Below are 24,534 nucleotides of genomic sequence, written 5' to 3' on the forward strand. Positions count from 1 at the left end.
TGCCACTTTGCTCTCGTCCTCGTTGCACAAAAGATCCCGGTGCGAAGCAAGTCGCATCGGGATTTGCGTGAAACGACCGGCTAAACTGGATGAATCAGAGTTAAGCCAAGCCAGGCAGCCGTCGAATTGGAGCCGGGCGTGTGGTTTGGTGTCACTTTTTCTGCTCGGCCCCTTTGAATTGCAGGACCAGAGGTCAGTTTCCCGGGCCCTTGAACCTGATCACCACGGTGGAGCTCGAATAGACCGTTTTCCACTTGGATGACACGGGGCCAAGGTTGTCTTCGCCGTGAATCTCGGGATTACTGTAATAGACGCCCGGGAAGGCGCTATTAAACCCGACTTGGAGATCCCCTCCAAACAATGGACCGGAGTAGTCGTGCTGCACCCAAACAATGTCCAGCGCATCGAGAAATGCGCCCGCAGCCGCCAAGCTCGGGTCCACGAAGCGCCCGCCCCAGTCCAGAATGGAGCCGTACGTGTCCACGCCAAAAAGCGTGATGAGCGCGCCATCCTCGACGGCTGGGTTGTTGACCAGCGGTCCGGTGTTGATGTCATACCCATTCGGCGCGCCTTCCACTTTAACTTCGGGAGGTCCTACCGCCCGGTCGTTGATGCTGACGACAATCCGACCTTCCTCGTCCTCTAATTCGTCGAACCGAATGGTCCCGGAGCTGGTGAACGCAATGTTCCCCTGACCGTCACCCTGCCCGGAGGTTTGGAGCGTCCCGGTCGCACCTTGAAGTCCGCCCGTGCCGCCAGCGATTTTCTGGGTCACTTGAAAACCGCTTGGGCCGTCAACTCCAGTGAAGGTGGTGTAGAGCCTGTCGCCATTCTGAGTGGTGACGAGCTTGGTCCCGCTGAGGGGGGTCAACCAAGAACTGGAACCAGGGTCAAAGTAGGAATTACCGCTGTGGACATAAATCACTGTCCAAGCCGCACCCCCAGGGTCGGTAGTCCCAGTGCCATAAAACTCCTGCTCCGAAGTCCCGTCACCATTGTCGTTGTACATGAAGACCTGCGCCTGGAAGTCCTCCCGAAAACTAACCCGGTCTTCGGCCGCAGCCCGAGGGACTGCTCCCGCCAGCGTGGCGATGCCGACGAGCGAGAGCAAGAGCAGCCGTGATGTTGCCCTCCCAAGAGCGCCGAGGTGGGGGTGGTTCTTCAGGCGCGTTCGGCTGCTGATTTGTGTCTGTGCATTGGCCGCCTCACCGCCCGATTGGCGGCTGCAGGCGGCTGATGTTGCGATGCGTTCTTCGTTCATAACTTTTACCTTTCACTTTGTTTGTTGTGGTTGTTTTGTTTCCAAGCCCGGATTCCATTTCCGTCTCCGGACTTAAATTTGTGCTTTAAAAACGGATTGGTGGGATCGCTGCGGCGAGCCATTGATTTGTTTTCATTTCTTTCCCCGAGATCTCAGGGCTGCACCGAGCGGTAGAAGCCCTGGCCGGGCGGCGGGAACAGGTCCCAGAATTCGAGCAGGCCGGAGGCAGGCGCCGTCTGCGAGCCGCTGGCCGACCAGGGACCGCTCACGCCGGGGGCGCGCTGCAACCGGTAGGCGGAGCCAGGGACGCCGCTGAAGCGGATGAAGTAGCCGCCGTCGCCGTCCCCTTCGATGGCCAGGACCGGGGGATTCACGATTGCCCTGGCCACATAAGCCGAAAACTTCCCGCCCGCTATCGTGAAATGTCCCCCCGCATACAGGTCGCTGCCCGACACCGCCAGCGCCCGCACACCGCCGTTCATCCCAGAACCCACGGGCGACCAACTGCTCCCATTCCATTTGGCGATGTAATTGGCTAGGCCGCCGCCGGCCATCGTGAAATCGCCTCCCGCATACAGGTCGCTGCCCGACACCGCCAGCGCAGACACATAAGTATAAGGCGACGGGTTACCACCCATCCCCGAACCGAGCGCCGACCAACTGCCCCCGTCCCATTTGGCAATGTAATTGGCTGCGCTGCCCCCCGCGTTCGTGAAATAGCCCCCCGCATACAGGTCGCTGCCCGACACCGCCAGCGCAAGCACATAGCTGTTCATCCCCGAACCCAAAGCCAACCAACTGCTCCCGTTCCATTTGGCAATGTTGGTCGCTGCACTGCCGCCCGCGTTCGTGAAGTAGCCCCCAGCGTACACGTCGCTGCCCGACACCGCCAGCGCATACACCCAGCTGTCCATCCCTGAACCCAGCGCCGACCAACTGCTCCCGTTCCATTTGGCAACGTAATTGGCCGCGTTGCCCCCCGCATTCGTGAACCCGCCTCCCGCATACAGGTCGCTGCCCGACACCGCCAGGGCACGCACCTCGCCGTTCATCCCCGAACCTAGGTTCGTCCAACTGCTCCCGTTCCATTTGGCAATGTAATTGGCCGCGCTGCCGCCCGCCGTTGTGAAATAGCCCCCCGCATACAGGTCGCTGCCCGACACTGCCAGCGCAGACACATAGGAAGCACCGCCAGGAGGGCCACCCATCCCCGAACCCAGCGCCGTCCAACTGCTCCCGTTCCATCTGGCAATCCGGTTGGCCGGGCTGCCGCCCGCCGTCGTGAACCCGCCCCCCGCATACAGGGCGCCGCCCGACACCGCCAGCGCAGACACAGAGCTGTTCATCCCCGAACCCAGGGCCGACCAACCGCTCCCGTTCCATTTGGCAATGTTATTGGCCGCGCTGCCGCCCGCTATGTTGAACTCGCCCCCCGCGTAAACGTTGCTACCCGACACCGCCAGAGCAGACACAGAGGGATAACCATAAGAATTACCGCTCAGCCCCAGGCCCGAACCCAGGGCCGTCCAATTGCTCCCGTCCCATTTGGCAATCGTCCCGGAGAAGCTCCCCGCATACACGTTGCTGCCCGATACCGCCAGCGCATGCACATAGCCACTTATCCCCGAACCCAGCGCCGACCAACTGTTCCCGTTCCATCTGGCGATATGATTGGCGGCGCTGCCGCCCGCCGTAGTGAAATCGCCGCCCGCATACACATCGCTGCCCGACACCGCCAGCTTTAACACGTAGGGAGGGAAAAAGGGATCACCGCCCCCCATCCCCGAGCCCAGCGCCGACCAACTGCTCCCGTCCCATTTGGCGATGTAATTTACCGGGCTGCCGCCCGCCGTCGTGAACGCCCCCCCCCGCATACACGTCGCTGCCCGACGTTGCCAGCGCATACACCCGGCTGTTCACGCCCGAGCCCAGCGCCGACCAACTGCTCCCGTTCCATTTGGCAATGTTAGTGGCCGCGCTGCCGCCCGCCGTCGTGAACGCCCCCCCCGCATACACGTCGCTGCCCGACGTTGCCAGCGCAGTCACGATGCCGCCGCGGTAAGGATAACCGGCTGGGGCGCTGACTCCCGAACCCAAAGACAACCAACTGCTCCCGTTCCATTTGGCGATGTTCGTGGCCGTGCTGCCGCCCGCCGTCGTGAAAGAGCCTCCCGCATACACGTCGCTGCCCAACACCGCCAGCGCCCGCACAACGCCGTTCATCCCCGAACCCACGGGCGACCAACTGCTCCCGTTCCATTTGGCAATGTTCGAGACAAACACATCTCCGACGAGGAAGAAGGCGCCGCCGATGTAGAGATTGCCCGAGCCATCCACCGCCGTCGCGTAAACGGGGCCGTCCGCGCCGGGAATGCTGGGGTTCACGCTGATCCAGTTGGCATCGCTGAAGGTCGGGTCAATGCGCACGGGATAGACGGCGTCGGCATCGTTCACCAGCACGAGCAGCATCGTAGCGGCAGGCATCCCTGCCTGCCGTAGAGCCGCGGCTTCCAGCCCGGCGGATTGAAGCGTGTCTTGCAAAGAAGCCCTGGAAAAATCCGCAGGCAAATTCCGGGCGGCAGGATGCGCGCCCTCTACGTCAGGCAGGATGCCTGACGCTACATCCATCCGCGCGGTCAACTCTTTACCCGTCGCATCGGTGACGCGCAACCGGCTGTAGGCAATTTTCCGCCCGGAGTTTTCCAGCACCAACTGGGCGCCACCCGCCGCCCGCTCGACCCTTGCGCCGCTCACGGCCAGCCGCACCGCCAGTTCGCCCGCTCGTTGGTTGAGGGTGGAGAGTTGAGGGTTGAGTGGCGGATGTTCAATGATGAAATCCTGCCGCACACCGTCCATGCTCACGCTGTATTCCTCGATCACACCGGGCCGGGTGAAACGAACCAGCTTGTCCGCAACCTGCACCGTGCCGGTGCGCGGGAGCGTCCCCTGATCCGTAGCAGCCGACGTAAGGAGGCTCTGAACTTCGTTTTGAGTTTCGGGTTTCAAGTTTCGAGTTGAAGTGAGCCTCCTCACGTCGGCTGCTACCACGCGGAAACGGTCGCTCACTCCGTTGGTGACGGTCGAAGTCAGCCAGAGGCCTTCGCGCGTGGCCTCGCCTTCGAGCCGTTGGAAAACGCAGCGCAACCGCGCGCCCCCGGCGGTGGGACTGACGGCCAGCCCGTCGCCCTGGTAATCCCCGCCGGCCTTCGCGCCAATCTGCGACCACGGGATTGTAGGAGACGCGGTAACGAGTCTCGCTTCCTAGGTTGTTTTTTTAGGCGCGGTCTCAGCCGAATCCGCCGCCGTTGCAATCAGACTGAAAGAGCAGGCAATGGCAAGCGCCACGGCGCAAAAGAGCGGGACTTGAAACAGTTTTGATTTTGTTTTCATAATCGTGTGCCGTGTAGTTCTCCTTCGTGATTCTTTTGATTACTGGCTCAACCGGAAAAACTGCTGCGGGCCGGTGATGGGATTGATCACCACGTTCTGCCCGCCGATGACGACCGGGCCGGGTGAATTGGCGCTCCAGACCGCCGATGAACCAAGGTTCGTGGTGGATTGCAAAGTGAAGCCGAAGGCATTGGTCGGCCACGTCAAAATGACATTCGCCCCGTAAGGAATCAGGGTCAGGAGCGGCGGGAACGAAAACGGATTGGTGGGATCGCTGCCGGCGAGCCATTCGCGGTAGTTGTTCACGCCATCGCCGTCCGGGTCGGTGGTATCGGTCGCGGGATTGATGGGCAGATTGAAATGCTGCAACCAGGCGTAGGAAATCATCGAAGCGGGCGATTGGAATTCATACGCGCCGATATCGACGCTGCCGCCCACGATGCGCGGATTGCCGTCCAAGTCGGGGCCGGCGGGCGCGAACGCATTCCGGCCGGCATTGATGCACGGGGAGTTGGATTGCAATCGCAGATTCCCGGAGGCCTGGTTCACGAACAACGGTGCGGTGGTCCAGCAGTGGTTCAGGGAACTGTTTCCGTAACCATCGAGGACGATACAGTTGTTCAGCGTGCCGCCATACGCCCCGCCGCCTTCTGCTTCTCCCCAGGGACCAGGGGAGGAGACAAGAGCCTCATTGCCGTTCAACGTGCAGTTGTTCAGCGTGCTGCCATACGCCCCGCCGCCGTACGATTCAAGCACTGTGGATAACCGGGTAATAACGGTGCCGCGAGCTGCATTGCCGCTTAACGTGCAATTATTCAGTGTGCAGAATAGCGCGCCTCCACCCTCCGCGTAACCATGCAACTCGGTCGACCCACCGAAGTCGTCGTCGGTGACATTAGCCGAATTGCGGGCGAGCGTGCAGTTGTTCAGGGTGCAGCGGGCCGCGCCACCGCCGCCAGCGGTGATTTCCCAAGCCCAACCGCCGATGTCCTGGAGCCGGGCGTCAACTGAGTTGTTGGTCAGAGTGCAATTGTTCAGAGTCACGCCGTACGCTCCGCCACCCTCCATCACCAAAGGACCCCGATTATCCGCAACAAGATGGTTGCCAGTGATCACACAATTGGAAACCACGGCACTCGCTGAGAAGCCAACGACTCCACCACCCACCTTGTAGAAAAACCCATTGGTCAAATTGTAACTGTAGCCTGTGCTCCCTCTGGTCAAGGTGAACCCGGACAGGGTGGCGCTTGCGGCTAAGTACGCGCAGCGAACCGCATTGCCTCCATCAACAACAGTGAACTGCGGGCCGTTGACGCTCCGAACGCTCAGCGGCTTGCCTACCGATAGCGGGGCATAGGTTCCGTTGGTGACCACAATCTCATCGCCCGCCACTGCGGCATCCACGGCGTCCTGGATGTTTGTAGCGGCGGTGGTCCAGTTGGTGTAGGGCGGCGCGGCGTTGGTGCTGGTCACGTCCACGTAATGCACGTCGGCCAAGGCGCTGGCGGCAGTTGCAAGGACCGCAACATTCAACCTCCAACATCGAACTCTGAACATCGAAGTGCGGACTGCTTTCGTTTGATCTGATTTCATCGGTTGATTCTTTTGATCAGAATTTTCTTAACCGGTAAGAGATTTGTGGGCCGAGCATGGGCCTGGTCACTCTGAGCTGACCGTTGACGATCACCGGCGGAAAGGGATCTGCTGCGCTCCAGCCTGTCGGTGAACCCAGGTTCGCGGTTTCCTCCAAATAGTACCCGGCGTAACTGAATCCGGCGTAACTGATCGGCCACGACAGAATAACATTGGTGCCGGAAGAAGTGATGGTCAGTTGCGGCCGGAACGAAAGACTGAACACCGTGCCATTGCCCGAACTGCCGCCACCACTCGCCGTTCCATACAGGGTATTGCCCGATAAAATCAATCTGGCACGCGGAACGGCTCCGTCGAGGCCAGTAAAACTGAGCAGGGTCGTAAATCCCGTGCCATCGGTATGAAGGGCGAACACCGTGCCCGCGCCCGAACTTCCGCTACTTGCCGCCGTGCCATACAGCGTGTCGCCCGATAAGATTAATCCGGCAGACGGATTAGCTCCGTCGCTGTTGGTATTATCAGGACCAGAGGATGCCGTAAAACTATGCAGGTTCGTAAAACCCGTGCCGTCGGTGTTGACAGCGAACACCGTGCCCGCGCCCGACCTGCCGCCGGAAGGCGCCGTCCCATACAGGGCGTTGCCCGATAAAAGCAATCCGGCAGACGGATGGGCTCCGTCGCTGTTCGTAAGTTCAGGCCAGGAACCGGAGATTGCAGTGAAACTATGCAGGTTTGTAAAACCCGTGCCATCGGTGTTGACGGCGAACACCGTGCCATTGTCCGAACTGCCGCCATAAATCGCCGTCCCATAAAGGGTGGTGCCCGATAAAATCAATCCAGCCTGCGGAATAGCTCCGTCGCTGCCGCCAGTAAAATCATAAAGGTTCGTAAAACCCGTGCCATCGGTATGGACGGCGAACACCGTGCCATGGCCCGAAACACTGCGGCCAAGCTCCGTTGTCCCATACAGGGTGTTGCCCGATAGCAGCAATCCGCCAACCGGCCCTTGTCCGTCGCCGCGAGTGAAAGTGTGCAGGCTCGTAAAACCTGTGCCATCGGTATGGACGGCGAATACCGTGCCAAAGCTCCCGCTGCCGTCTCCATGCGCTGTCCCATACAGGATGTTGCTCGACAAGACCAGTGTGCTGTTCGGATAAGGTCCGTCGCTGTAAGTGAAGCTGTGCAGATTCGTAAAACCCGTGCCATCGGTGTTGATGGCGAACACCGTGCCATAACCCAAAGCACCGCCAAAAATCGCCGTCCCATACAGGGTGGTACCCGACAAGTTGGTAATCAACCCGCCAACCGGTGTGGCTCCGTCGCTGTTGGTTCCAGTAAAGGGGGCAGTTTCGGTGAAACTATGCAGGGTGGTGAAGGTCTGCGCCGTCACGCGGCCCGCCGATAGCAAGTTGAGCACGGCGATCAGCGCCGGAAGGAGGAATAGGTTTTTTGTTTTCATTTGGGTTTATTTGGCGATAGCAGAACGAATGCTGGCGAAGGTCACCACGGGGAAAGTGGCCGTTGCCAGTTCAAGGTTGCGGATGCTTGTGTTCATGGATTATTGAGTCCACTCCTTCCAGACCGGAAACGGGTGGGGAGTAACGGAGAATCTGGATGTATCCGCCCTGCGGAGAAACGGCGCAAATCTGAGCGGCCTCGCTGTTCTTGTCCCAAAAGGCATCTCCAACAGAAAACCAGCGGGGGCGCGCTACTCTTTGGGCGTTGCTGGCGGACGTTGTATCAGCGCCTTGGCTTCACGCATGAGAGCGTGGGTGATGATCCAGTCATCCCAGTCGCCACCGAGGTCGCCGCTGTCAAGCCTCGGCAATCTCCTCGCTGCAATTTCAACTCCTTTGGCGAGGGTGGCGCCGGCTTGGTCGGCTTGTTTGGAGCGGTACTGCGCCATCGCCAGCACTAGGTAGGCTCCGCCGTCCCGGTCGAGATTATCCCCTGCGTGAGAGAGGACTTTCTGCATCCAATCCACCGCGCCGGCAAAATGTCCCTGGCGATACTCGGCCAATCCTTTGCAGAATTGAAACCAAGGCGCGTAAACCCTGTCCTTGCCCGCAGTGACGGCGATATCGGCCCAAGCGTTGACCGTGCTCAAATCCACCCCGGAATCGGGCAGGATCAGGCAATCCTTGGCTGTCCGCTCGGCAATGCGCGGGTCACTTGTGGAGCGGAAGCGGGCAAGCTCTTGCGCGCAAAGCTGCCGGTAGCCTTGAAGATCGCCGCTTTGCACGAGCAAGGGTGCGAGCGCGTGGTAAGCTTCGTGGTTCTCCGGCTCAAACTCGACCGACCTCGAGAAATCCGCCGCCGCCTCCTGCCAATGGCGCGTGCGGGCGCGCCACGCGCCGCGCTCGCGCAGCAATCCTGCGCTCTTTGGCTGAGTTTGAAAGGTTGGCGTGAGAAGGTCGTTGAAAAGGGGTTCGATGTCGTCGAATTTGCCTTCGCGCATGAGAACATCCACCAGATTGCCGAGCGAATTGGCCACGCCGGGGTTTTCCTTACCGTAGAGTTTCGTATGCATCGCCAGGGCCTTGCGAAGCAGGGGTCCGGCCTCGGCCAGCTTGTCTTGGCCCTGTAGTACATAGCCTAACTCACCTAACGAGCGGGCCACGTCCGGATTTTCCTTCCCAGACAGTTTCAGGTACATGTCCAGCGCCTGTCGGGCCGCGATTTCGGCTTCGGGCCACCGGCCGTCCTCCCTAAGCACGATCTCCAAATCGAGGAGCGAGGCGGCGACCTCGGAGTTTCCCTGGGGCCACAGTTTGCTTTGGATCGCCAGTGCCTCGCGCTCGGTCTTCTCGGCCTCGATCCGCCGGCCCTGGATGCGGAGCACGTTCGCCAGGTCGCGAAGTGATTGACCGACCGCCGGACTTTCGTTGCCCAGCGCTTTCCTGCGGATCGCCAGCACCTCAAGCTGGAGCGCCTCGGCCTCCTTCGGTTTGCCGTTCGGGCCGGCAAATGCGAGGGCGAGGTTCTGTAACGAATCGGCTAATCTGAGGTCATCATTCCCCCAGAGCTTTCTCGCTATTGCCGGCACGTCGCGGAGCACCCCTTCGGCATTCTTATCGTCGCCCAGATCCCGGTAAACTTGGCCGATTGTGTTCCTCAACTCCAACTCAACTTCGGGCTGGTTGCTCAGATCTCCGCTGAGACGCCCGGCGGCCTTGTCCAGGATTTCCCGCAGCACCGTCGTGTCGCGCCCCGACGCGACCCACGGGCTAACGCCCTTCAGCATGTCCTTGAGGAACTGCGCGACTTGCTGGCTCTTGGCGGCCTCGGTCTGGGCCTTCTTCTGTTCGGCTTCGGCTTGTAGTCGCAAACGCCCTTGGTCTTGCTCGGCCCGCCCTGCTCTCACCGCCTGCCAGGTGCTCACCAGGACGCCGACCGCGAGCACGCTGATGAGCGCCCCCGCCGCCGCGAAACCGAACTTGTGACGCCGGACAGTCTTCTGAAACTCATACAGGCGGCTGGGCGGACGGGCCACGACCGGCTCGTTTTTCAGGTGCCGCGCCACGTCCGCCGCCAGTCCGTTGGCGGTTTCGTACCGGCGCTGCCGGTCCTTCTCCAGGCACTTCATCACGATCCAATCGAGGTCGCCACGCACCAAGCGAATGGTTTCCTTGATCTGTAGCAGCCGACGTGAGGAGGCTCTAACTTCTTCTGCGGATTTCGGGTCGCGGATTTCGGATTTTGAATGGAGCCTCCTCACGTCGGCTGCTACGAGTTCCTGGGCCAATCGCGTCGAAGGCTTCGGCGGCTCGGTTTCCCGGATCATCCGCCGGACTTCATCCAGCGCTGCCTTGCGGAAAGTCTCCACGTCGAACGGCGTCACGCCCGTCAGCAGTTCGTAGAGCAGCACGCCCAGCGAATAGATGTCCGCGCGCGTATCAATGTCCAATCCACTCAACGCCGCCTGTTCCGGACTCATGTAAGCCGGCGTTCCAATCATATGTTGGAAGCCAGTAAAGAGCGTCTTCTCGGTGAGCTTTTGTCCCAGCGCCTTGGCCACACCGAAATCAATTACCTTGGGCACCGGCTCGCCATCATGCTCCGTCACCAGCACGTTGCTCGGTTTGAGGTCGCGGTGAATGACGCCCTTCTGATGCGCATGTTGCACCGCCTGGCAGACCTTCATGAAGAGTTCCAGGCGCTCGCGCGTGGAAAGATTCTCCCGATCGCAGTAGTCGGTGATGGGAATGCCGCGCACCAGTTCCATGACGAAGTAGGGCCGCCCGGCTTCTGTCGCCCCGGCATCCAGTGCTCGGGCAATGTTCGGATGATCCATTAACGCAATGGCCTGCCGCTCGGCCTCGAACCGGGCGATGACCTCTTTCGTGTCCATGCCGGCCTTGATGATCTTTAGTGCGACCTTGCGTTGCACCGGTTCGACCTGGTCCGCCATGAAAACGACGCCGAATCCGCCTTCACCGATTTTCTCCAGCAACTTGTAGCGCCCGATTATCGTGCCGGTTCGCTCAACGTGGATATCAGCCACCAGTGGTGCGGTGGCAGGAAGCAGACCCAGTCCCATGTTCGCCAGACAGCGCGGGCAAAGACCTTGAGGCGCGTTGGCCGGAAGTTCGGCCCCGCATTCCTCACAAGTTCGGGGTGCGGACATGATTACTCCGGTGTTACTTTCTGTGTCGGCCCGGTTGGAAGCCCGTCAAACTCGAGCAAGCGCTTTCCCCACTCCGATGCTTTCTGCATTTTTCCGGTACCGGGTGACGCGACGGCCCACTCAATGTAGAAATTTCTCAGACGCAGAAGTTGGTCGCGTTTTTCCTCGCGCGTTGCCTTCAGATTTTTTTTCAGCGCTGCTTCATCTTCCAAAAGGAGCGGTTCGGCTGCCGTGAAATCATGCTGTTTATTCAGGACGTTGAGCAGGCCAACGCGGGCCTGGCGGAAGTCCGGATGAGATTCGCCGAGCAGTTTCTTCCTCATCGCCATCGCTTCGCGAAAGAGCCGTTCAGCCTCAGTTAATTCGCCCTCTTTCTCCAGCACGGCCGCGAGGTTGTGCTGCGACGTTGCGATGTCCGCGTGTTCGGGGCCCAGTTGCTCTCTCCGGATCGTCAGGGCTTCGCGATACATGGGTTCGGCCTCAGCCAATCTATCCGTGTAAAAGTACAGCGTGGCGAGATAATTCAGCGAGCGGGCCACGGCGAGGTCGTTTGTCCCGAGCAATTTCCTGCGCATGCCCAGGGATTCGAGAAAGACTTTTTCCGCCTCGACGGTTTTGCCCTGATCCCGCAAGGCGACCGCCACATCATTAAGCGAGGTTGCTACCTTGGGGTGTTCCTCGCCAAACAGTTTCCTTCGTATGGTCAGGCTTTCCCGCCGCAGGACCTCGATCTCCTTTTCCCGGCCTGAGTTTTCCAAACTTTTCGCCACGTAATCCAGGTGCTTCGCCGTTTCTTCATGGACGCCGCCAAACCGGACGCGGACATCGGCCAGCATCTCGCGATAAAAGGTTTCGGCCTCAGCCAGTTTGCCTTGGTCAACCATCGTTTTGCCGAGACCATGCATGACATCAAGCCGCACGGAGTAGTCAACCGCCGGAAGTTTTTTCAGCATCGTCACCGCTTCACGGTATAATTCCTCGGCCCCGGCCAGCTTGCCCTGCTTTTCGAGCATGGTAGCGACATCACACAACGAATCGGCGATCTCAAAATGGTCAGGTCCGCGCAACTTCCGTTGCATCGCCAGCGCTTCGCGAAATAATTGTTCCGCCTCCACCACTCTCTTCGCGTCGCGCAAGACAACCGCCAGATTGTTCAGTGCCGTGGCGACTTCCTGGTGCGCCTCCGGATGAACTTTCTTCTGCCGGTCGAGCTCCTTCCGGAACTGATACTCCTGCTCGCTGCGCTCGCTGGGTGAAACGATGATAGCTGGGTTCGTTTGGCTGCGAGAGGCAACCATACCTGCCAACAGAACCAGGGCGGTCACTGCGGAAAAGCCTGAGGAGATAACAGAGCCGGACCGCAGATGATGTTTGCGCAGGACCTTGGCTGGCAGTTCTGCCCCGCATTCGCCGCGTGTTGGTTTTGTGACCACGATTTCCAGCTTCCTGAGTTTCTTCCACTTCATTCAGACCCGTTTCGGATGAAAAGTAACGCCGGACTTAGCTCAACGCCGAGACTACAGCGCGTAGTTCCTCCTCGACCTCCTCCGGCCCGGCCACCGTCTGCGCAATCTCCGCGCGCAGCAGTTCGCGGTATCGCTGACGCAAGCGGTTGACGGCCATTTTCAGCGCCGCCTCGGTCGTGTTTAGTTGCAAGGCCAGGTCCGCGTAAGCCACTGCGCGCTTTTCCCCGGTCAAAAAGATCTTGAGCTTCTCAAACTGTCCCCCTTTGCCTGCGGCAACTTGTTCCTGCTGAAGCCGGGTAGTCACCTGGGTCAAAAGCGTCAGCGCCCATTGTTGCTCGAAGAGCTTTTCCGGCGGCAAATCGGACGACGGCACTTGCAGGAATTGCGTTTCGGCCGAGCCATCGTTGAGGGAAACAAAAGTGAACTTGCCACCGCGTTTCTGCGCATTGGCGCGGCGCCATTCCTTGGCCAGAAAATGTTCCAGCGCCGCCAACAGGAAGGAGCGGAACTTGCCCTTGCTCCGGTCCACCTCGTGGAGAAAGTCCTTGGCCAGCAGCCGGGCGAAGAATTCCTGGGTCAAATCCTGCGCGTCATGCGCATAGTAACCCCGCCGCCGTACGAATGCATATAGAGGCCACCAATAAATGGAACACAACCGTTCAAGGGCGGCGTCTGCCTCCACCGACGCTCCCTCACGGGCTGCCACGACCACACTCCAATGTGTAGTCAAGAAACATTGCGCCGATGCCATGCTGCTTCGTTCAAGGCTGCGCTCGGGGAGCATAGAGCGAGTGTAAGATCTGTTCCCTAACTTTCAAAGGAAAAGTGCGGTTGTGACTCGAGGTCATCGCGTCACATCGCGAGGAAGCCTTCGTCGCCTGCCAGTGGCTGATTGATGAAATGAAACGCATCGTGCCGATCTGGAAGAAGCCCGTTCTTCGCCATCTGCAGAGTTGAGTAGGCTGAGGCCGAGAAACCTGAAGTCCCATGCTGATTGCCAAAATTAGTCTCCGAATTGCCCCTCACCCCGGCCCTTAAAGCTGTTCCAAAACCATTCATCGGCGGCGGGGAGAGATTTGGCCCCTCGCGCCGCAGCCGACGGTAAATAACTTTTGTTCGGGGAGGATTTTCTCTGGTGAACCATCGCACTTTCGCCGGTCCAACTGCTTGGCACGACACCAACGACAGCCTTCTACGAAAAACGAATACCTGCAAAACAGCAAGACCACGACACCGCCCGCTCCCATCGCCGCCTGGGTCGGCCTGGACTGGGCCGGTAAAATGCGCAGTCTCTTCCCATCCGATGGGGAGACCGTGGGCGCCGCAAAGCGGCCATCACCCAACTTTTGTTTTGGATTTTGACGGACAGAGACTAAATTGACCCCGGCTTTGCCATTGAACAGCAACTCGCAACGGCAAGTCGAAACCCTCAGTGAGTTGGGAAATTATTTATGAGTGAAACAACACCTGGTCTTAAAATCGCAAAACGCTCTTCTTGGGGACGCAAACTGGCGTTCATCTTTGGCGGTCTCCTGCTGCTGTTGATTCTTTTTTACTTCGTCGCCACGAGCGCGGCCTTTTTCAAAGGCGTCATTCTCCCCAGGGTCAGCAAGGTGATGCACGCCGACATCACCGTGGCCGACGCTTCGATCAGCCCATTCTCGCAAGTCACGCTGCGTGGGTTGAAAGTTCAGACCACGGGGACAGAACCGCTGGTCAAAGCTGAAGAAGTCCGCGTTCGGTACAGTCTTGGAGCGATTCTCGGTGGCAATATTGCCGTGCAGGAAGTCACTGTGGTTTCGCCCGTCGTGGAGATTGTCGAAAACGCCGACGGCACCAGCAACCTCGATCCCTTCACCAAACCGCAGAAAGGCACGAAGGAGAAAAAGGCGCCGTCCGAAAAGAAACCGGGTAAGCCATTGAATCTGAATTTGAAGAATGTGGCTTTGAAAAACGCGACCGTTCGCCTGACGAAGAACCTCAAAGGCGGCGACAAACAGGTGACGGAATTGTCCGGTATCAACATCGCCGCCGACGGTTTGAAAAATGGCGCAACCGCCAAGCTGAGTCTCGACGCCATTGTAAAACTGGATCATCCCGCCGCCGCGCCGACCACAGGCCGCGATCAACTCGCCGCCAGTTTGAAATCGTCCTTCAATATCGCCTTGGACGCCAACCTGAACCCGACAACGGTTCAGGGCGACGCCAAGTTGGCGGTCAGTCAGGCGCTCGGCGCTTTCAAGGACCTGGCCGCCTTGACCGGCTCGCTCGATTGCGATCTGTCGCCGACGGAAATCAAGAAATGCGCCCTGACCTTTTCGCAGTCGGGAAAGAACCTCGGCTCGATTGCTGCCAGCGGACCGCTGGATCTGGCGAAACGGGAAGGCAAGATCAAGATCGAGGTTTCTTCGATTGACCGCCAAGTGTTGAACCTGGCCGGCACGGCGATGGGAATGGATTTCAACTCGACCGTGCTGAATTCCAGCAATCAGATTGAGCTGTCCAAGAATGGACAACTGATCGCGGTGAACGGCCAGCTCACCGGGAGTTCGTTCAGCGTGACGCAAAAAAAACAGACCACGCCGGCGGTCGATTTGTTAATCGCCTACAATCTGACCGTGGACCAGGCGAGCAAAACCGCCCTCGTGCAATCGTTCACGCTCGATGGCAAGCAACAACAGCGACCGTTGCTGCAAGGCGCGCTCTCCAAACCGATGAAACTGGACTGGGGCAACACCAACAACACCGTTGACGAATCTGCCTTCGATCTGACGCTGACCGATTTGAACCTCGCTGATTGGCGCGCGTTTGTCGGTGAGTTTGTGTCGGCGGGCAAAGTGAACGCCAAGGTGAATCTGCTTTCGCAGCAGGCCGGGAAGAAGTTAAAACTTGATGTCACGTCGCAAATCAACGGCCTCTCGGCGACGTTCGGCAGCAATAAGATCGATCAGGCGGACGTCACGGTGGCGGTACGCGGCACGGTGGACGATTTCAGCAAAGTGCAGCTTGCCGAATACAGTCTGCAACTGGCCCATCAGAAACAATCCACTCTCGCCGTCACTGGCAACGGAACTTACGACGCCAAGAGTCAAGACGCCGATCTACAAGCGAAGTTGGAAACCGCTCTGCCTCAACTCGTGTCCGTCGTGGTTCTACCGGATTTCAAGGCCACCGCCGGCACGGTGAAATTCACCGGACACATCACGCAAAAAAACCTGACGCCGACAGAGACAAAGAAGCCGAGCTTCGATCAGACGGTGGTTGGCAATTTGCAGTTGGAGAATTTCACCGGCAATTATGGGTCCTACAAGTTTGCGGAGTTCGCCACGGCTGCAGATGTGGACGTGGAAATGAAAGGTCAGCAACTGCAAATCCGCAAGACGGCCGGTTCCTTGCGCGAAGGCGCGAAACCCGGCGGCAGCTTTGACGTGTCCGGCAATTATAACCTCGACAAGAAGTCCGGCCAGTTTGCGCTCAAGCTCGTCGATTTGAATCAAGATGGGCTGCGGCCGTTCCTCGAATCCGCGCTCGGCGACAAGAAACTGGTTTCGGTTTCGATCAACGCCACTGCCTCGGCGAATTTTGACGATCAAGGCGATTCCGCCGTCAAAGCCGATTTGCAAATGACAAAACTTGTCGTCAGCGATCCGAATAACCAACTGCCCACCACACCGCTGGAAGCCAAACTCCAGGTCGATACCTCGCTGCGCAAACAAGTTTTGGATCTGCGTCAGTGTCAGGTAACGCTTTCGCCAACGTCTCGTGCGAAGAACGAACTGCAACTCAAAGGTCAGGTCGATATGTCCAAGACCAACGCGACCCAAGGCAGCGTGAAATTGCTGGCCGAATCACTGGACGTGACGTCTTACTACGATCTCTTTGCCGACAAATCCAAGGCCGCGGAAACCAAGCCGCCGAAAGCCTCTACCAAGACGGCCTCTAAACTTGGGCCAGCGGAAACAGGCGAAACCGAACCTGCCGCCATGAACCTGCCCTTCAAGAATTTCACTGCGGAGGTGAACATCGGGCGTTTTTATTTGCGCGAAGTGGATATCGCCAACTGGCAGACGACCGTGAAGCTCGACGGCGGCCGCGTGCTTTTGAAACCGTTTCAACTCACGCTCAACGGCGCGCCAGTGAACGCCAACGCAGATTTGAATCTCGGCGTCCCCGGCTATCAGTATGATGTGGCGTTGAATGCCGACAAGATTCCTTTGCCACCGTTTGTGAACTCTTTTCAGCCGGAGCGGAAAGGCCAGATCGGAGGCGTGTTGATTGCCAGCGCAAATGTGAAAGGCGCGGGAGTGACAGGAGCGAGTTTGCAAAAGAACCTGTCGGGGCAGTTCAATGTGCTTTCCACGAACTTGAATCTCTCCCTGATCAACGTAAAAAGTAAACTGATTAAATCCATCATTAACGTTGTCGTTTCCATTCCAAACATGATTAGCCATCCAGGTGAAGCATTGGGCAACGTGTTCGAACAAATCATCGGCACGAGTAAGAAGGAAAACGCCGGCTGGGTCGATCAACTCACTTCAGCGCCGATCAACGTCGTCGTCATGCGGGGCAGCGCCAGCAACGGACGGGTCGATGTGCAAGAAGCCGTCGTGCGCAGTGATGCATTCGAAGCCAAGGCGCATGGCGATATCACGTTGGCGCCGGTGCTGACCAATTCAACCTTGAAAATGCCCGTGTCGATTTCGCTCAATCGTGCCTTGGGAGACAAGATTGGCCTAGTGAACGCCAATGCGCCGACGAACCAGGTTTACTTTCCGATGCCGGACTTTCTCACGATGCAAGGCACGATCGGCAACCCAGATCCTCAACGCAATTACGCTGCCCTCGCCGGACTCGCAGCGAAAGCCGTTGGTGGCGCGTTAACCGGCAGCAAAGCCGGCGGAATCTTGAGCGGGGTTGGCGGACTATTGACCGGCGAGGGACTGACGAACACAAACAAAGCGTCCACCAACCAACCAAGCTTGCTCGACTCACTGGACATATTCAAGAAGCCAAAGAAAAAGAAGTAGTGCAAAGCTTCGATCCGGCCGACGGAGACAAAACCATTTAACGCAAAGGGCGCAAAGAACGCTGCAGCCTGGCGAGGACTTCGACCGTTGGAGTTCAAGCTTCAGCTTGTTCTGGAATCAAGATCGAGACATCAAGCAAGCTAAAGCTTGAACTCCAACTTTGGTCACTCCGCCTTTGCTTCTTTCCTCCGCCCTTGCTACATCATCCGCGATGCAAGCCGTGATCAACTATCTGAAAAAGAACCAGGCGCGGTTTATCCGCGAACTGTGCAACTACGTCCGCTTTCCCAGCGTCTCCGCCCAACCGCAACATCGCAAGGACTTGCAGGCTTGCGCCGAATGGCTCACCAAGCATTGCCGCCAGATTGGTCTGCAATCACGGCTCTGCCCGACGGACGGCAATCCCGTCATCGTCGCCAAAACGCCACAGCGCAAATCCGCCTCCTCACGTCGGCGGCTACACTTTTTGGTTTACGGTCATTACGATGTGCAGCCCGCGGAGCCGTTTGAGCTTTGGACTTCGCCGCCGTTTGAGCCGCGCATCAAAGGCCGTTCGCTTTTCGCCCGCGGCGCCAGCGACAACAAGGGGCAACACCTCGCCCATCTGAACGCCGTGGAAGCGTATTTGAAGACCGGCACTGAGTTGCCTTGCGATTTGACGTTCGTCGTCGAAGGCGAGGAAGAAGTCGGTAGCAAGAGTCTCTCGCGATTTCTTCGACTGCACCGTAAGGAACTGCGCTGTGACGCCGTGGTCATTTCCGACACCGGCATTCCCAGCCTGAAACATCCGGCGCTGACTTACGCGCTGCGCGGCATCGCGGCTTTCGAGATCACTTTGCATGGCCCTTCGCGCGATCTGCACTCCGGCATTTTCGGCGGTTCGGTGGACAACCCGGCCATGGCGTTGTGCCAGTTACTCGCCCGGCTCCGCGACCAGAATGGCCGCATCACAATTCCCGGATTTTACGATGACGTCGCGCCGCTCTCCCGATTCGAGCAGAAGGAACTGGCGCGATTGCCGTTCAACGACCGCGCCTATCAAAAGTTTCTTGGCGTGCCGCGGCTTTTTGGCGAGCGCGGGTTCACGCCGATGGAACGACGCACAGCGCGGCCCACTTTCGACATCAACGGTCTGACGAGCGGTTATCAAGGCGAAGGCAGCAAGACCATTGTACCGGCTTGGGCACGCGCTAAAGTGACGATCCGTCTGGTGCCGAACCAGAATCCCGTGCGCGTCATCAAACTGGTGCGCCAACAAATCACCAAACTGTGCCCGCCCACCGTGCGGATGGAAATCGAGGCAGGTCATGGTGCCGATCCGTACGTCGTCTCACCCAAGAGCGTCAAAGCGCAAGCGGCTCTGCGCGCTTTGGAACGCGCGTTTGGCCACAAACCGGTGTTGATGCGTGAAGGCGGCTCGATTCCCATCGTCAATGACTTCAAGAAAATCCTCGGCGCAGACACGCTGCTGCTCGGTCTGGCCTTGCCCGATGATAACGCCCATTCACCCAACGAAAAGTTCGATCTCGATTGTTTTTCCAAAGGCCAGTTGTTGAGCGCGCATTTGTGGCAGGAGTTGAGTGAGACTTGGAGAGCGAAAAATGAGGCGGCCAATTGAGCCCGCCAATTGAGGTTTGATTTCAGCCGGCCGCAAGGTTATTATTCGACCGTATGAGCTCTGTTGAACTCGCCATCAAGAAGGTGAAAACCCTGCCCGAGGCAAAGGCCAAAGCATTGCTGGATTGGCTTGCAGAAATCGAGCGCCCCAACCAGCCGACGTCCTTTGGCAAAGGAGTCATGGCTGCGCGAGGATTTGCGCGTAAATTTCACGTGCAACCACTGACCACAGACGAGTGGATGAGGATTCTTCGCGAAGGGGAACGCTAATGGCCTGGGTGGTGGATACCTGCCTGTTGATTGATTTGGCAATAGATGATCCAAAGTTTTGTTCCGGGTCGGCACACCTTTTGGAGGAAAAGCAAACTGACGGTTTGGTGGTTTGTCCGGTTTCCGTCGTGGAATTGGCGCCGGTGTTCGCCGGTCAATATGCTTCAGTCGGTGAATTTCTGGAGAAAGTAAACATTCCGTGGCCGGAAGCATGGACCTTGGCCGACACCCAGGCGGCGTTTGCAGCCTGGGCAAAACACGTGGCCGAAAAGCGACAAGGCAACGTGACCAAACGTCCAATCGCCGATGTGTTGATTGGCGCTTTCGCAACCCGTTTCCAAGGACTCTTGACCCGCAACAGTTCCGACTTTGCACAATTGTTCGCCTCCCTCCCCATCGTAACACCACCGGTCTGATGCAGGCGCGCAAAAACCTCAATTCGTTCGTTCCCACTACGTCAATTCCTTACGCACTCGCTCGACGGGCAAACCGACCACATTGCTGAACGAGCCGGAGATTTTTTCTACAAGCAGATCGCCATTTTCCTGAATGGCGTAAGCGCCGGCTTTGTCGAGCGGACTGATGCGCGACAGGTAATCACGGACTTGCTCGTCGCTCAGCGGATGAAACGTTACGTCCGTGCTTTCCGCAAAAACTTTTTGCCGATGGCTGCGCAGGTGAAGCAAACACACTCCCGTGATCACCTGGTGCGTCCGTCCTTGCAGTTGGGCCAACATCCGCTGCGCCTCGGCGAGGTCGGCGGGCTTGCCGAACAACTGCGTGCCCAGATAAACTACCGTGTCCGCGCCGAGAATGAGCGCGTCGGGGAATTTCTTGGCGACGGCGCGGGCCTTGCGATAGGCGTTGACCTGGGAGATTTCCGTCGCGGTCAGGTGCTCGTGCTGGAGTTCGGGAGCGTCGCTGGGAACGATGCTGAATTCCCAAGGCAACTGGCGAAGCAGTTCCGCGCGGCGCGGCGACGCCGAAGCCAGGATGAGCGGCGGCAGGTTCATCTCAGGCCGCCGCCGCCGTTTCAAGCGCAGTGCGAAACTGGCTCAGCTTTTCCGTGAACATTTCTTCAGACAAAACCGGTCTCGCCCCAGCGGTCGCGACGTCGGTTTCCAGTTCCACCCAGGACTTGCAGCCGCCGTAAGCCGGCGACATCGGCAACTCGACAGCTTGCGGCAGCCGAGACACGCGCACGGCCAGCGCGTGGATGTTCTTCTCCTTTCCCCAATCAAATCGTTGGGCAATGACTTCATCGCGCCAGATGTGTTGTCCGCGCAATCGTTCGGCGGCGGCCAGCGAACCGAGTCGTTGGACTACGACCACCTCGGCAAAAATGTCCAGGCGCAATTTGGATGGGTCGGGACAATTCACCGAAATCCGGTCGAATCGGACTTGCGCCGCGGGCAGCACTGATTCCCGTTGTTGATGGAACTGCGTTGGGAACAAAAGGAATTGTGAATGTTCCGGTCGGAATCCGCCACGCCTTTCGTTGATCCCGCCCTTGCGCAGAATGATGATCTGCTCACCGCAGCCCAGCGCATCGACGATGATAGCCCATTCTTTGAACGCGATGTGCATGGCGGGACTTTACGGTGAGGTAGAAGGAAAGTCGAGCGCTCCGCCGATGCGTGTCGCCGGCAACTGTCTCCGTGCTTGCCACAGGGCCACCTTTCCCGTAACGTCCGCACCCAGCAACCTATGAATAAAGCAATCCGCTTCAAACTGTTTCTCATGATGGTCCTGGAGTTTTTCATCTGGGGCGCATGGCTGCCGTTGATATTCGGTTACTTGCCGAGCTTGGGTTTTTCAGCCGGCGAACAGTCATGGATATTAAACGCCTTTCCCATCGCCGCGATCGTCGGGATGTTTTTCAGCAATCAGTTCGCCGACCGGAACTTTGCCGCGGAGAAGTTTCTTGCGGTGAGTCATCTGATCGCCGGGCTGGCGATCCTCTCGCTGGCCTGGGTGCATTCGTTCTGGCCTTTTTTCCTGCTCATGCTGGTTCACTGCCTGCTCTATGTGCCGACGATTTCGATCACGAACTCAATTGCCTTCGCCCAGATGAAAGACGCACAGAAGGAATTTGGCGTCGTGCGCATGGGCGGAACGATTGGATGGATTCTGGCCGCCTGGCCGTTCACTTTCATTCTGGTGGACTGGGACAAAGTGAAGGCGGCGAATCCGCAAGGCGTCATCAACTGGCTGGGCACCGTGTTGGGCTCTGGTCTCACGGGCGAAGCATTACAGCACGCCACCACATGGACGTTTGTCGTCGCCGGAGTGGCGTCACTCGCGCTCGCCGCTTTCAGCTTGACGCTGCCACACACACCGCCGAAGTCGGCGGAGGTTGGCGTTCCCAAACTGGCCTGGCTCGAAGCGATGAAACTCCTCGGCCTGCCGTTCATTTTGGTGCTGTGGGCCGTGACCTTCATTGATGCAACGGTGCATAATTTATTTTTTAACTGGACGGGTCGTTTCCTTGGCAGCGCCGTTGAAGCAGGTGGTGTGGGTATTCCCGGCAACTGGATCATGCCGGTGATGAGCATCGGTCAGATAGCGGAAATCCTGACAATGCTCATCCTGGGTGCGACGCTCAAAGCGCTGGGCTGGCGGACAACGATGATCCTCGGCATTCTCGGACATGCAGCGCGCTTTGCTGTGTTTGCATTTCTGCCGCAACACAAGGAAATCATCATCCTCGTCAACGTGCTGCACGGCATTTGTTACGCCTTCTTCTTCGCCACCGTTTACATTTTCGTGGATGAGTTTTTCCCGAAAGACGCGCGCGCTAGCGCCCAAGGCTTGTTCAACTTCATGATTCTCGGCTTGGGACCGCTGGTGGCCAACATGCTCGGACCGGTGCTGATCGGTACGACGTTCAACCACAATGGTGTGGTGGATTTCAAGAGCCTGTTCCTGCTGCCTTGCGGTGCGGCAGTGGTGGCGGCGATTGCACTGGCGTTGTTCTTCCGACCTCCCGCCAAAAAGCTACCAGAGATGACCGGCCAGCCGGCCACCGCACATTGAACATTTAACCCCTGATACCTATGCAAGAACAAACCGACCGTCGCACGTTCCTCAAACAAGCGACTATCGCAGCAGCGGGTGTTGGGCTAACGTCCAGCATGACTTCTGCGTTGGCGGCAGACACCAAGAAACCATTGTTCAAGATTTCGCTCGCGGAGTGGTCGTATAACCGCGCCATCTTCGGCAAGAAGATGGACCATCTCGATTTTCCCAAGGTCGCCAAACAGGACCACGGCATCGAGGCCATCGAACTGGTCAACCAGTTTTTCATGAAGAAGGCCAAGGACGAAAAGTACCTGGCTGAATTCAAAAAGCGTGCCGACGACCTCGGTGTCAAAATCCTGCTCATCATGTGCGATGATGAAGGGCAACTTGGCGACCCTGACGAGAAGAAGCGCCTGAAAGCCGTCGAGAATCATTACAAATGGGTCGAAGCCGCGAAGTTTTTTGGTTGCCACTCCATCCGCGTCAACGCCTATTCCTCGGGCACTCCCGACGAGCAGCGCGAGCGTGTGGTTGATGGACTGCATCGACTCGCCGAATTTGGCGGCCAGCATGGACTGAACGTCCTCGTCGAAAATCACGGCGGCATTACTTCGCACGGCGACTGGCTTGCCTCGGTGATGCGAAAAGTGAACCTGCCGAACTGCGGCACGCTGCCCGATTTCGGCAACTTCCAGGATTACGACCGCTACAAGGCCGTGGCGGAGATGATGCCGTTCGCCAAAGCCGTCAGCGCCAAATCGCACGACTTCGACGCGCAAGGCAACTGCATGGAAACCGATTACCGCCGGATGTTGAAGATCGTCTTGGACGCGGGCTATCACGGACATCTCGGCATCGAATACGAAGGCAACAAGCTCAGCGAGCCGGACGGTGTGCGCGCGACTAAACGGCTGCTTGAAAAGGTCCGCGCAGAGTTCTCAAAAGGTTGAACTGAACTGGCAAAACTGCGTCAGTTTATTTTTGTCATGCCCTCATCGGGCGGCAGCTCTTGAAGCAAGACCACCACACTTTTTGATTGGCCCGCCAAAACCAGTTCCGGCGCGATCTCGCCGAGCGGTTGCAGGACGAAACGGCGTTGGTGCGCGCGCGGATGCGGCAGCGTCAATTCCTCCGTCGAGCGTGTCTGCGTTCCAAAGGCGATCAAGTCCAAATCGAGCGGCCGCGGTTCATTGAGAATTTTTTTTGCGTGGCGCCCGAATTTCTTTTCAATCGCCTGCAACTTTGCAAGGAGTGATTCGGGCGTTTCGCCTTGAGGCGGCACCAGACCAACGACCGCGTTCACAAACTTGGGCGAACCGGGAGGGCAATCAACCGGCGCAGTTTGCCAAAGCGACGATTTGAGCAGCGGCTGGCTGGACAATTCCTGAAGTCGCTTCATGGCCTGTAGAATCCTTTGGCGGGAATCGCCAAGGTTTGAACCAAGGGCAACGAAAACGTGCTCCCCGACTTCTGGCTTCCGACTTCTGGCTTCTGATTTCACTTCAAGCCCAACACATCCTGCATGTCGTAGAGGCCGGGTTTCTGTTTGACGACCCACTGGGCGGCGCGCAGCGCGCCGTTGGCAAACGTCTCGCGGCTTGCGGCCTTGTGCGTGAGTTCCAGTCGCTCGCCGTTCGTCGCAAAGATGACGGTGTGATCGCCCACCACATCGCCGCCGCGCAGCGAGTGCATCCCGATTTCAGTGGCTGTGCGCTCACCGACCATCCCGACGCGTCCGTGACGGATTACCTTGCCAAGTTGTTGCTTGCGAACGTCGGCCAGGATTTCCGCCAGTGTCGTCGCCGTTCCGCTTGGAGCGTCTTTCTTCAGACGATGATGCATCTCCACAACTTCCAGATCAAAGCCTTCGCCGAGGATTTCAGCGGTTTTGCGCGTCAGCCAGAACAGCGTATTGACGCCGGTGGAATAATTTGACGCCAACACCATCGGAATCTGCGATTTGAAATGTGCGATCTGCGATTTGTCCGCGTCCGAATGGCCGGTGGTGCCGATGACCATCGCCTTCTTGTGCTGGGCGCAGAGCGCAACAATGCCCGCCGTGGCGTCGTGTGAACTGAAATCAATGACGACGTCACCCTTCGCGATCACAGTTTGCAGATCGTCGCCGACATCAATCTGCCCGACGACCTGCAACTCTGGATGATGTGCGGCGCAGGCGAGGAGCATCCTGCCCATGCGCCCTTTCGCGCCTGTGATGATGATTTTGGTCATGTTGGGGTTTTGTTGGAGTTCAGGCTTTAG

18 protein-coding genes are annotated in these 24,534 nt (G+C 58.3%); 7 read left to right on the forward strand and 11 right to left on the reverse strand.

The genetic code is table 11. The features are described from left to right. Nucleotides 1–193 precede the first annotated feature (193 nt). From HY298_11745 to HY298_11775, 7 genes are all read right to left on the reverse strand, one after another. Nucleotides 194–1,261, reverse strand: a complete 1,068-nt coding sequence (locus HY298_11745) for a hypothetical protein (GenBank protein MBI3850931.1) — start codon at nucleotides 1,259–1,261, stop codon at nucleotides 194–196. Between the two features lie 152 nt (nucleotides 1,262–1,413). Further along, entirely contained in the window at nucleotides 1,414–3,165 is a 1,752-nt protein-coding gene (locus HY298_11750; protein MBI3850932.1) for a WD40 repeat domain-containing protein, read from the reverse strand. 1,525 nt (nucleotides 3,166–4,690) lie between these two features. Next, entirely contained in the window at nucleotides 4,691–6,244 is a 1,554-nt protein-coding gene (locus tag HY298_11755; GenBank protein ID MBI3850933.1) for a hypothetical protein, read from the reverse strand. Between the two features lie 16 nt (nucleotides 6,245–6,260). Continuing rightward, complete coding sequence (locus HY298_11760) at nucleotides 6,261–7,703, reverse strand: hypothetical protein (protein MBI3850934.1); 1,443 nt, start codon at nucleotides 7,701–7,703, stop codon at nucleotides 6,261–6,263. A 249-nt stretch (nucleotides 7,704–7,952) separates the two neighbouring features. Next, nucleotides 7,953–10,871: a serine/threonine protein kinase gene (locus tag HY298_11765; GenBank protein MBI3850935.1), complete on the reverse strand. Its 2,919-nt coding sequence runs from the start codon at nucleotides 10,869–10,871 to the stop codon at nucleotides 7,953–7,955. A 2-nt stretch (nucleotides 10,872–10,873) separates the two neighbouring features. Next, entirely contained in the window at nucleotides 10,874–12,337 is a 1,464-nt protein-coding gene (locus HY298_11770; GenBank protein MBI3850936.1) for a tetratricopeptide repeat protein, read from the reverse strand. Between the two features lie 34 nt (nucleotides 12,338–12,371). Next, nucleotides 12,372–13,088, reverse strand: coding sequence for a sigma-70 family RNA polymerase sigma factor (locus HY298_11775; protein MBI3850937.1), 717 nt, complete (start codon nucleotides 13,086–13,088; stop codon nucleotides 12,372–12,374). Nucleotides 13,089–13,183: 95 nt separating this feature from the next. Here HY298_11775 and HY298_11780 point away from each other — a divergent pair, with 95 nt between their 5' ends. From HY298_11780 to HY298_11800, 5 genes are all read left to right on the forward strand, one after another. Further along, the gene (locus HY298_11780) at nucleotides 13,184–13,294 is read left to right on the forward strand and encodes a molybdenum cofactor biosynthesis protein MoaE (protein ID MBI3850938.1); all 111 of its coding nucleotides are present in this window, start codon (nucleotides 13,184–13,186) and stop codon (nucleotides 13,292–13,294) included. Between the two features lie 494 nt (nucleotides 13,295–13,788). Beyond that, a complete protein-coding gene (locus HY298_11785; protein ID MBI3850939.1) occupies nucleotides 13,789–17,364 on the forward strand; it encodes an AsmA family protein in 3,576 nt (1,191 codons plus the stop codon). A gap of 211 nt (nucleotides 17,365–17,575) precedes the next feature. After that, nucleotides 17,576–18,982, forward strand: coding sequence for a dipeptidase (locus HY298_11790; GenBank protein ID MBI3850940.1), 1,407 nt, complete (start codon nucleotides 17,576–17,578; stop codon nucleotides 18,980–18,982). Nucleotides 18,983–19,035: 53 nt separating this feature from the next. Next, entirely contained in the window at nucleotides 19,036–19,251 is a 216-nt protein-coding gene (locus HY298_11795; protein MBI3850941.1) for a hypothetical protein, read from the forward strand. After that, nucleotides 19,251–19,667: a type II toxin-antitoxin system VapC family toxin gene (locus HY298_11800; GenBank protein MBI3850942.1), complete on the forward strand. Its 417-nt coding sequence runs from the start codon at nucleotides 19,251–19,253 to the stop codon at nucleotides 19,665–19,667. Before HY298_11795 ends, HY298_11800 begins: the two co-directional genes overlap by 1 nt. Nucleotides 19,668–19,703: 36 nt before the next feature. Here HY298_11800 and maf read toward each other — a convergent pair whose 3' ends face one another. Together maf and HY298_11810 are read right to left on the reverse strand one after the other, a co-directional pair. Beyond that, nucleotides 19,704–20,264: a septum formation protein Maf gene (gene maf, locus HY298_11805; GenBank protein ID MBI3850943.1), complete on the reverse strand. Its 561-nt coding sequence runs from the start codon at nucleotides 20,262–20,264 to the stop codon at nucleotides 19,704–19,706. 1 nt (nucleotide 20,265) lies between these two features. Continuing rightward, nucleotides 20,266–20,838, reverse strand: coding sequence for a DUF1802 family protein (locus tag HY298_11810; protein MBI3850944.1), 573 nt, complete (start codon nucleotides 20,836–20,838; stop codon nucleotides 20,266–20,268). Between the two features lie 120 nt (nucleotides 20,839–20,958). Between HY298_11810 and HY298_11815 the strand changes: the two genes are divergently transcribed. Further along, a complete protein-coding gene (locus tag HY298_11815) occupies nucleotides 20,959–22,287 on the forward strand; it encodes an MFS transporter (protein MBI3850945.1) in 1,329 nt (442 codons plus the stop codon). Between the two features lie 20 nt (nucleotides 22,288–22,307). Continuing rightward, a complete protein-coding gene (locus tag HY298_11820; protein MBI3850946.1) occupies nucleotides 22,308–23,222 on the forward strand; it encodes a TIM barrel protein in 915 nt (304 codons plus the stop codon). A 20-nt stretch (nucleotides 23,223–23,242) separates the two neighbouring features. Here the strand turns inward: HY298_11820 and folK are convergent, their stop codons facing one another. Beyond that, nucleotides 23,243–23,773, reverse strand: coding sequence for a 2-amino-4-hydroxy-6-hydroxymethyldihydropteridine diphosphokinase (gene folK, locus HY298_11825; protein MBI3850947.1), 531 nt, complete (start codon nucleotides 23,771–23,773; stop codon nucleotides 23,243–23,245). After that, nucleotides 23,770–24,504, reverse strand: coding sequence for a 4-hydroxy-tetrahydrodipicolinate reductase (locus HY298_11830; protein ID MBI3850948.1), 735 nt, complete (start codon nucleotides 24,502–24,504; stop codon nucleotides 23,770–23,772). The genes folK and HY298_11830 overlap by 4 nt, the downstream gene beginning before the upstream one ends. Between the last annotated feature and the right edge of the window lie 30 nt (nucleotides 24,505–24,534).

Source organism: Verrucomicrobiota bacterium (genome assembly GCA_016200005.1).
Taxonomy (GTDB): domain Bacteria; phylum Verrucomicrobiota; class Verrucomicrobiia; order Limisphaerales; family PALSA-1396; genus PALSA-1396.

Coding starts and splice junctions, on each gene's coding strand:
- HY298_11745 (MBI3850931.1), bottom strand. CDS start 1,261: ATGAACGAAGAACGCATCGCAACATCAGCCGCCTGCAGCCGCCAATCG.
- HY298_11750 (MBI3850932.1), bottom strand. CDS start 3,165: ATGCGCTGGCAACGTCGGGCAGCGACGTGTATGCGGGGGGGGGCGTTC.
- HY298_11755 (MBI3850933.1), bottom strand. CDS start 6,244: ATGAAATCAGATCAAACGAAAGCAGTCCGCACTTCGATGTTCAGAGTT.
- HY298_11760 (MBI3850934.1), bottom strand. CDS start 7,703: ATGAAAACAAAAAACCTATTCCTCCTTCCGGCGCTGATCGCCGTGCTC.
- HY298_11765 (MBI3850935.1), bottom strand. CDS start 10,871: ATGTCCGCACCCCGAACTTGTGAGGAATGCGGGGCCGAACTTCCGGCC.
- HY298_11770 (MBI3850936.1), bottom strand. CDS start 12,337: ATGAAGTGGAAGAAACTCAGGAAGCTGGAAATCGTGGTCACAAAACCA.
- HY298_11775 (MBI3850937.1), bottom strand. CDS start 13,088: ATGGCATCGGCGCAATGTTTCTTGACTACACATTGGAGTGTGGTCGTG.
- HY298_11785 (MBI3850939.1), top strand. CDS start 13,789: ATGAGTGAAACAACACCTGGTCTTAAAATCGCAAAACGCTCTTCTTGG.
- HY298_11790 (MBI3850940.1), top strand. CDS start 17,576: ATGCAAGCCGTGATCAACTATCTGAAAAAGAACCAGGCGCGGTTTATC.
- HY298_11795 (MBI3850941.1), top strand. CDS start 19,036: ATGAGCTCTGTTGAACTCGCCATCAAGAAGGTGAAAACCCTGCCCGAG.
- HY298_11800 (MBI3850942.1), top strand. CDS start 19,251: ATGGCCTGGGTGGTGGATACCTGCCTGTTGATTGATTTGGCAATAGAT.
- maf (MBI3850943.1), bottom strand. CDS start 20,264: ATGAACCTGCCGCCGCTCATCCTGGCTTCGGCGTCGCCGCGCCGCGCG.
- HY298_11810 (MBI3850944.1), bottom strand. CDS start 20,838: ATGCACATCGCGTTCAAAGAATGGGCTATCATCGTCGATGCGCTGGGC.
- HY298_11815 (MBI3850945.1), top strand. CDS start 20,959: ATGAATAAAGCAATCCGCTTCAAACTGTTTCTCATGATGGTCCTGGAG.
- HY298_11820 (MBI3850946.1), top strand. CDS start 22,308: ATGCAAGAACAAACCGACCGTCGCACGTTCCTCAAACAAGCGACTATC.
- HY298_11830 (MBI3850948.1), bottom strand. CDS start 24,504: ATGACCAAAATCATCATCACAGGCGCGAAAGGGCGCATGGGCAGGATG.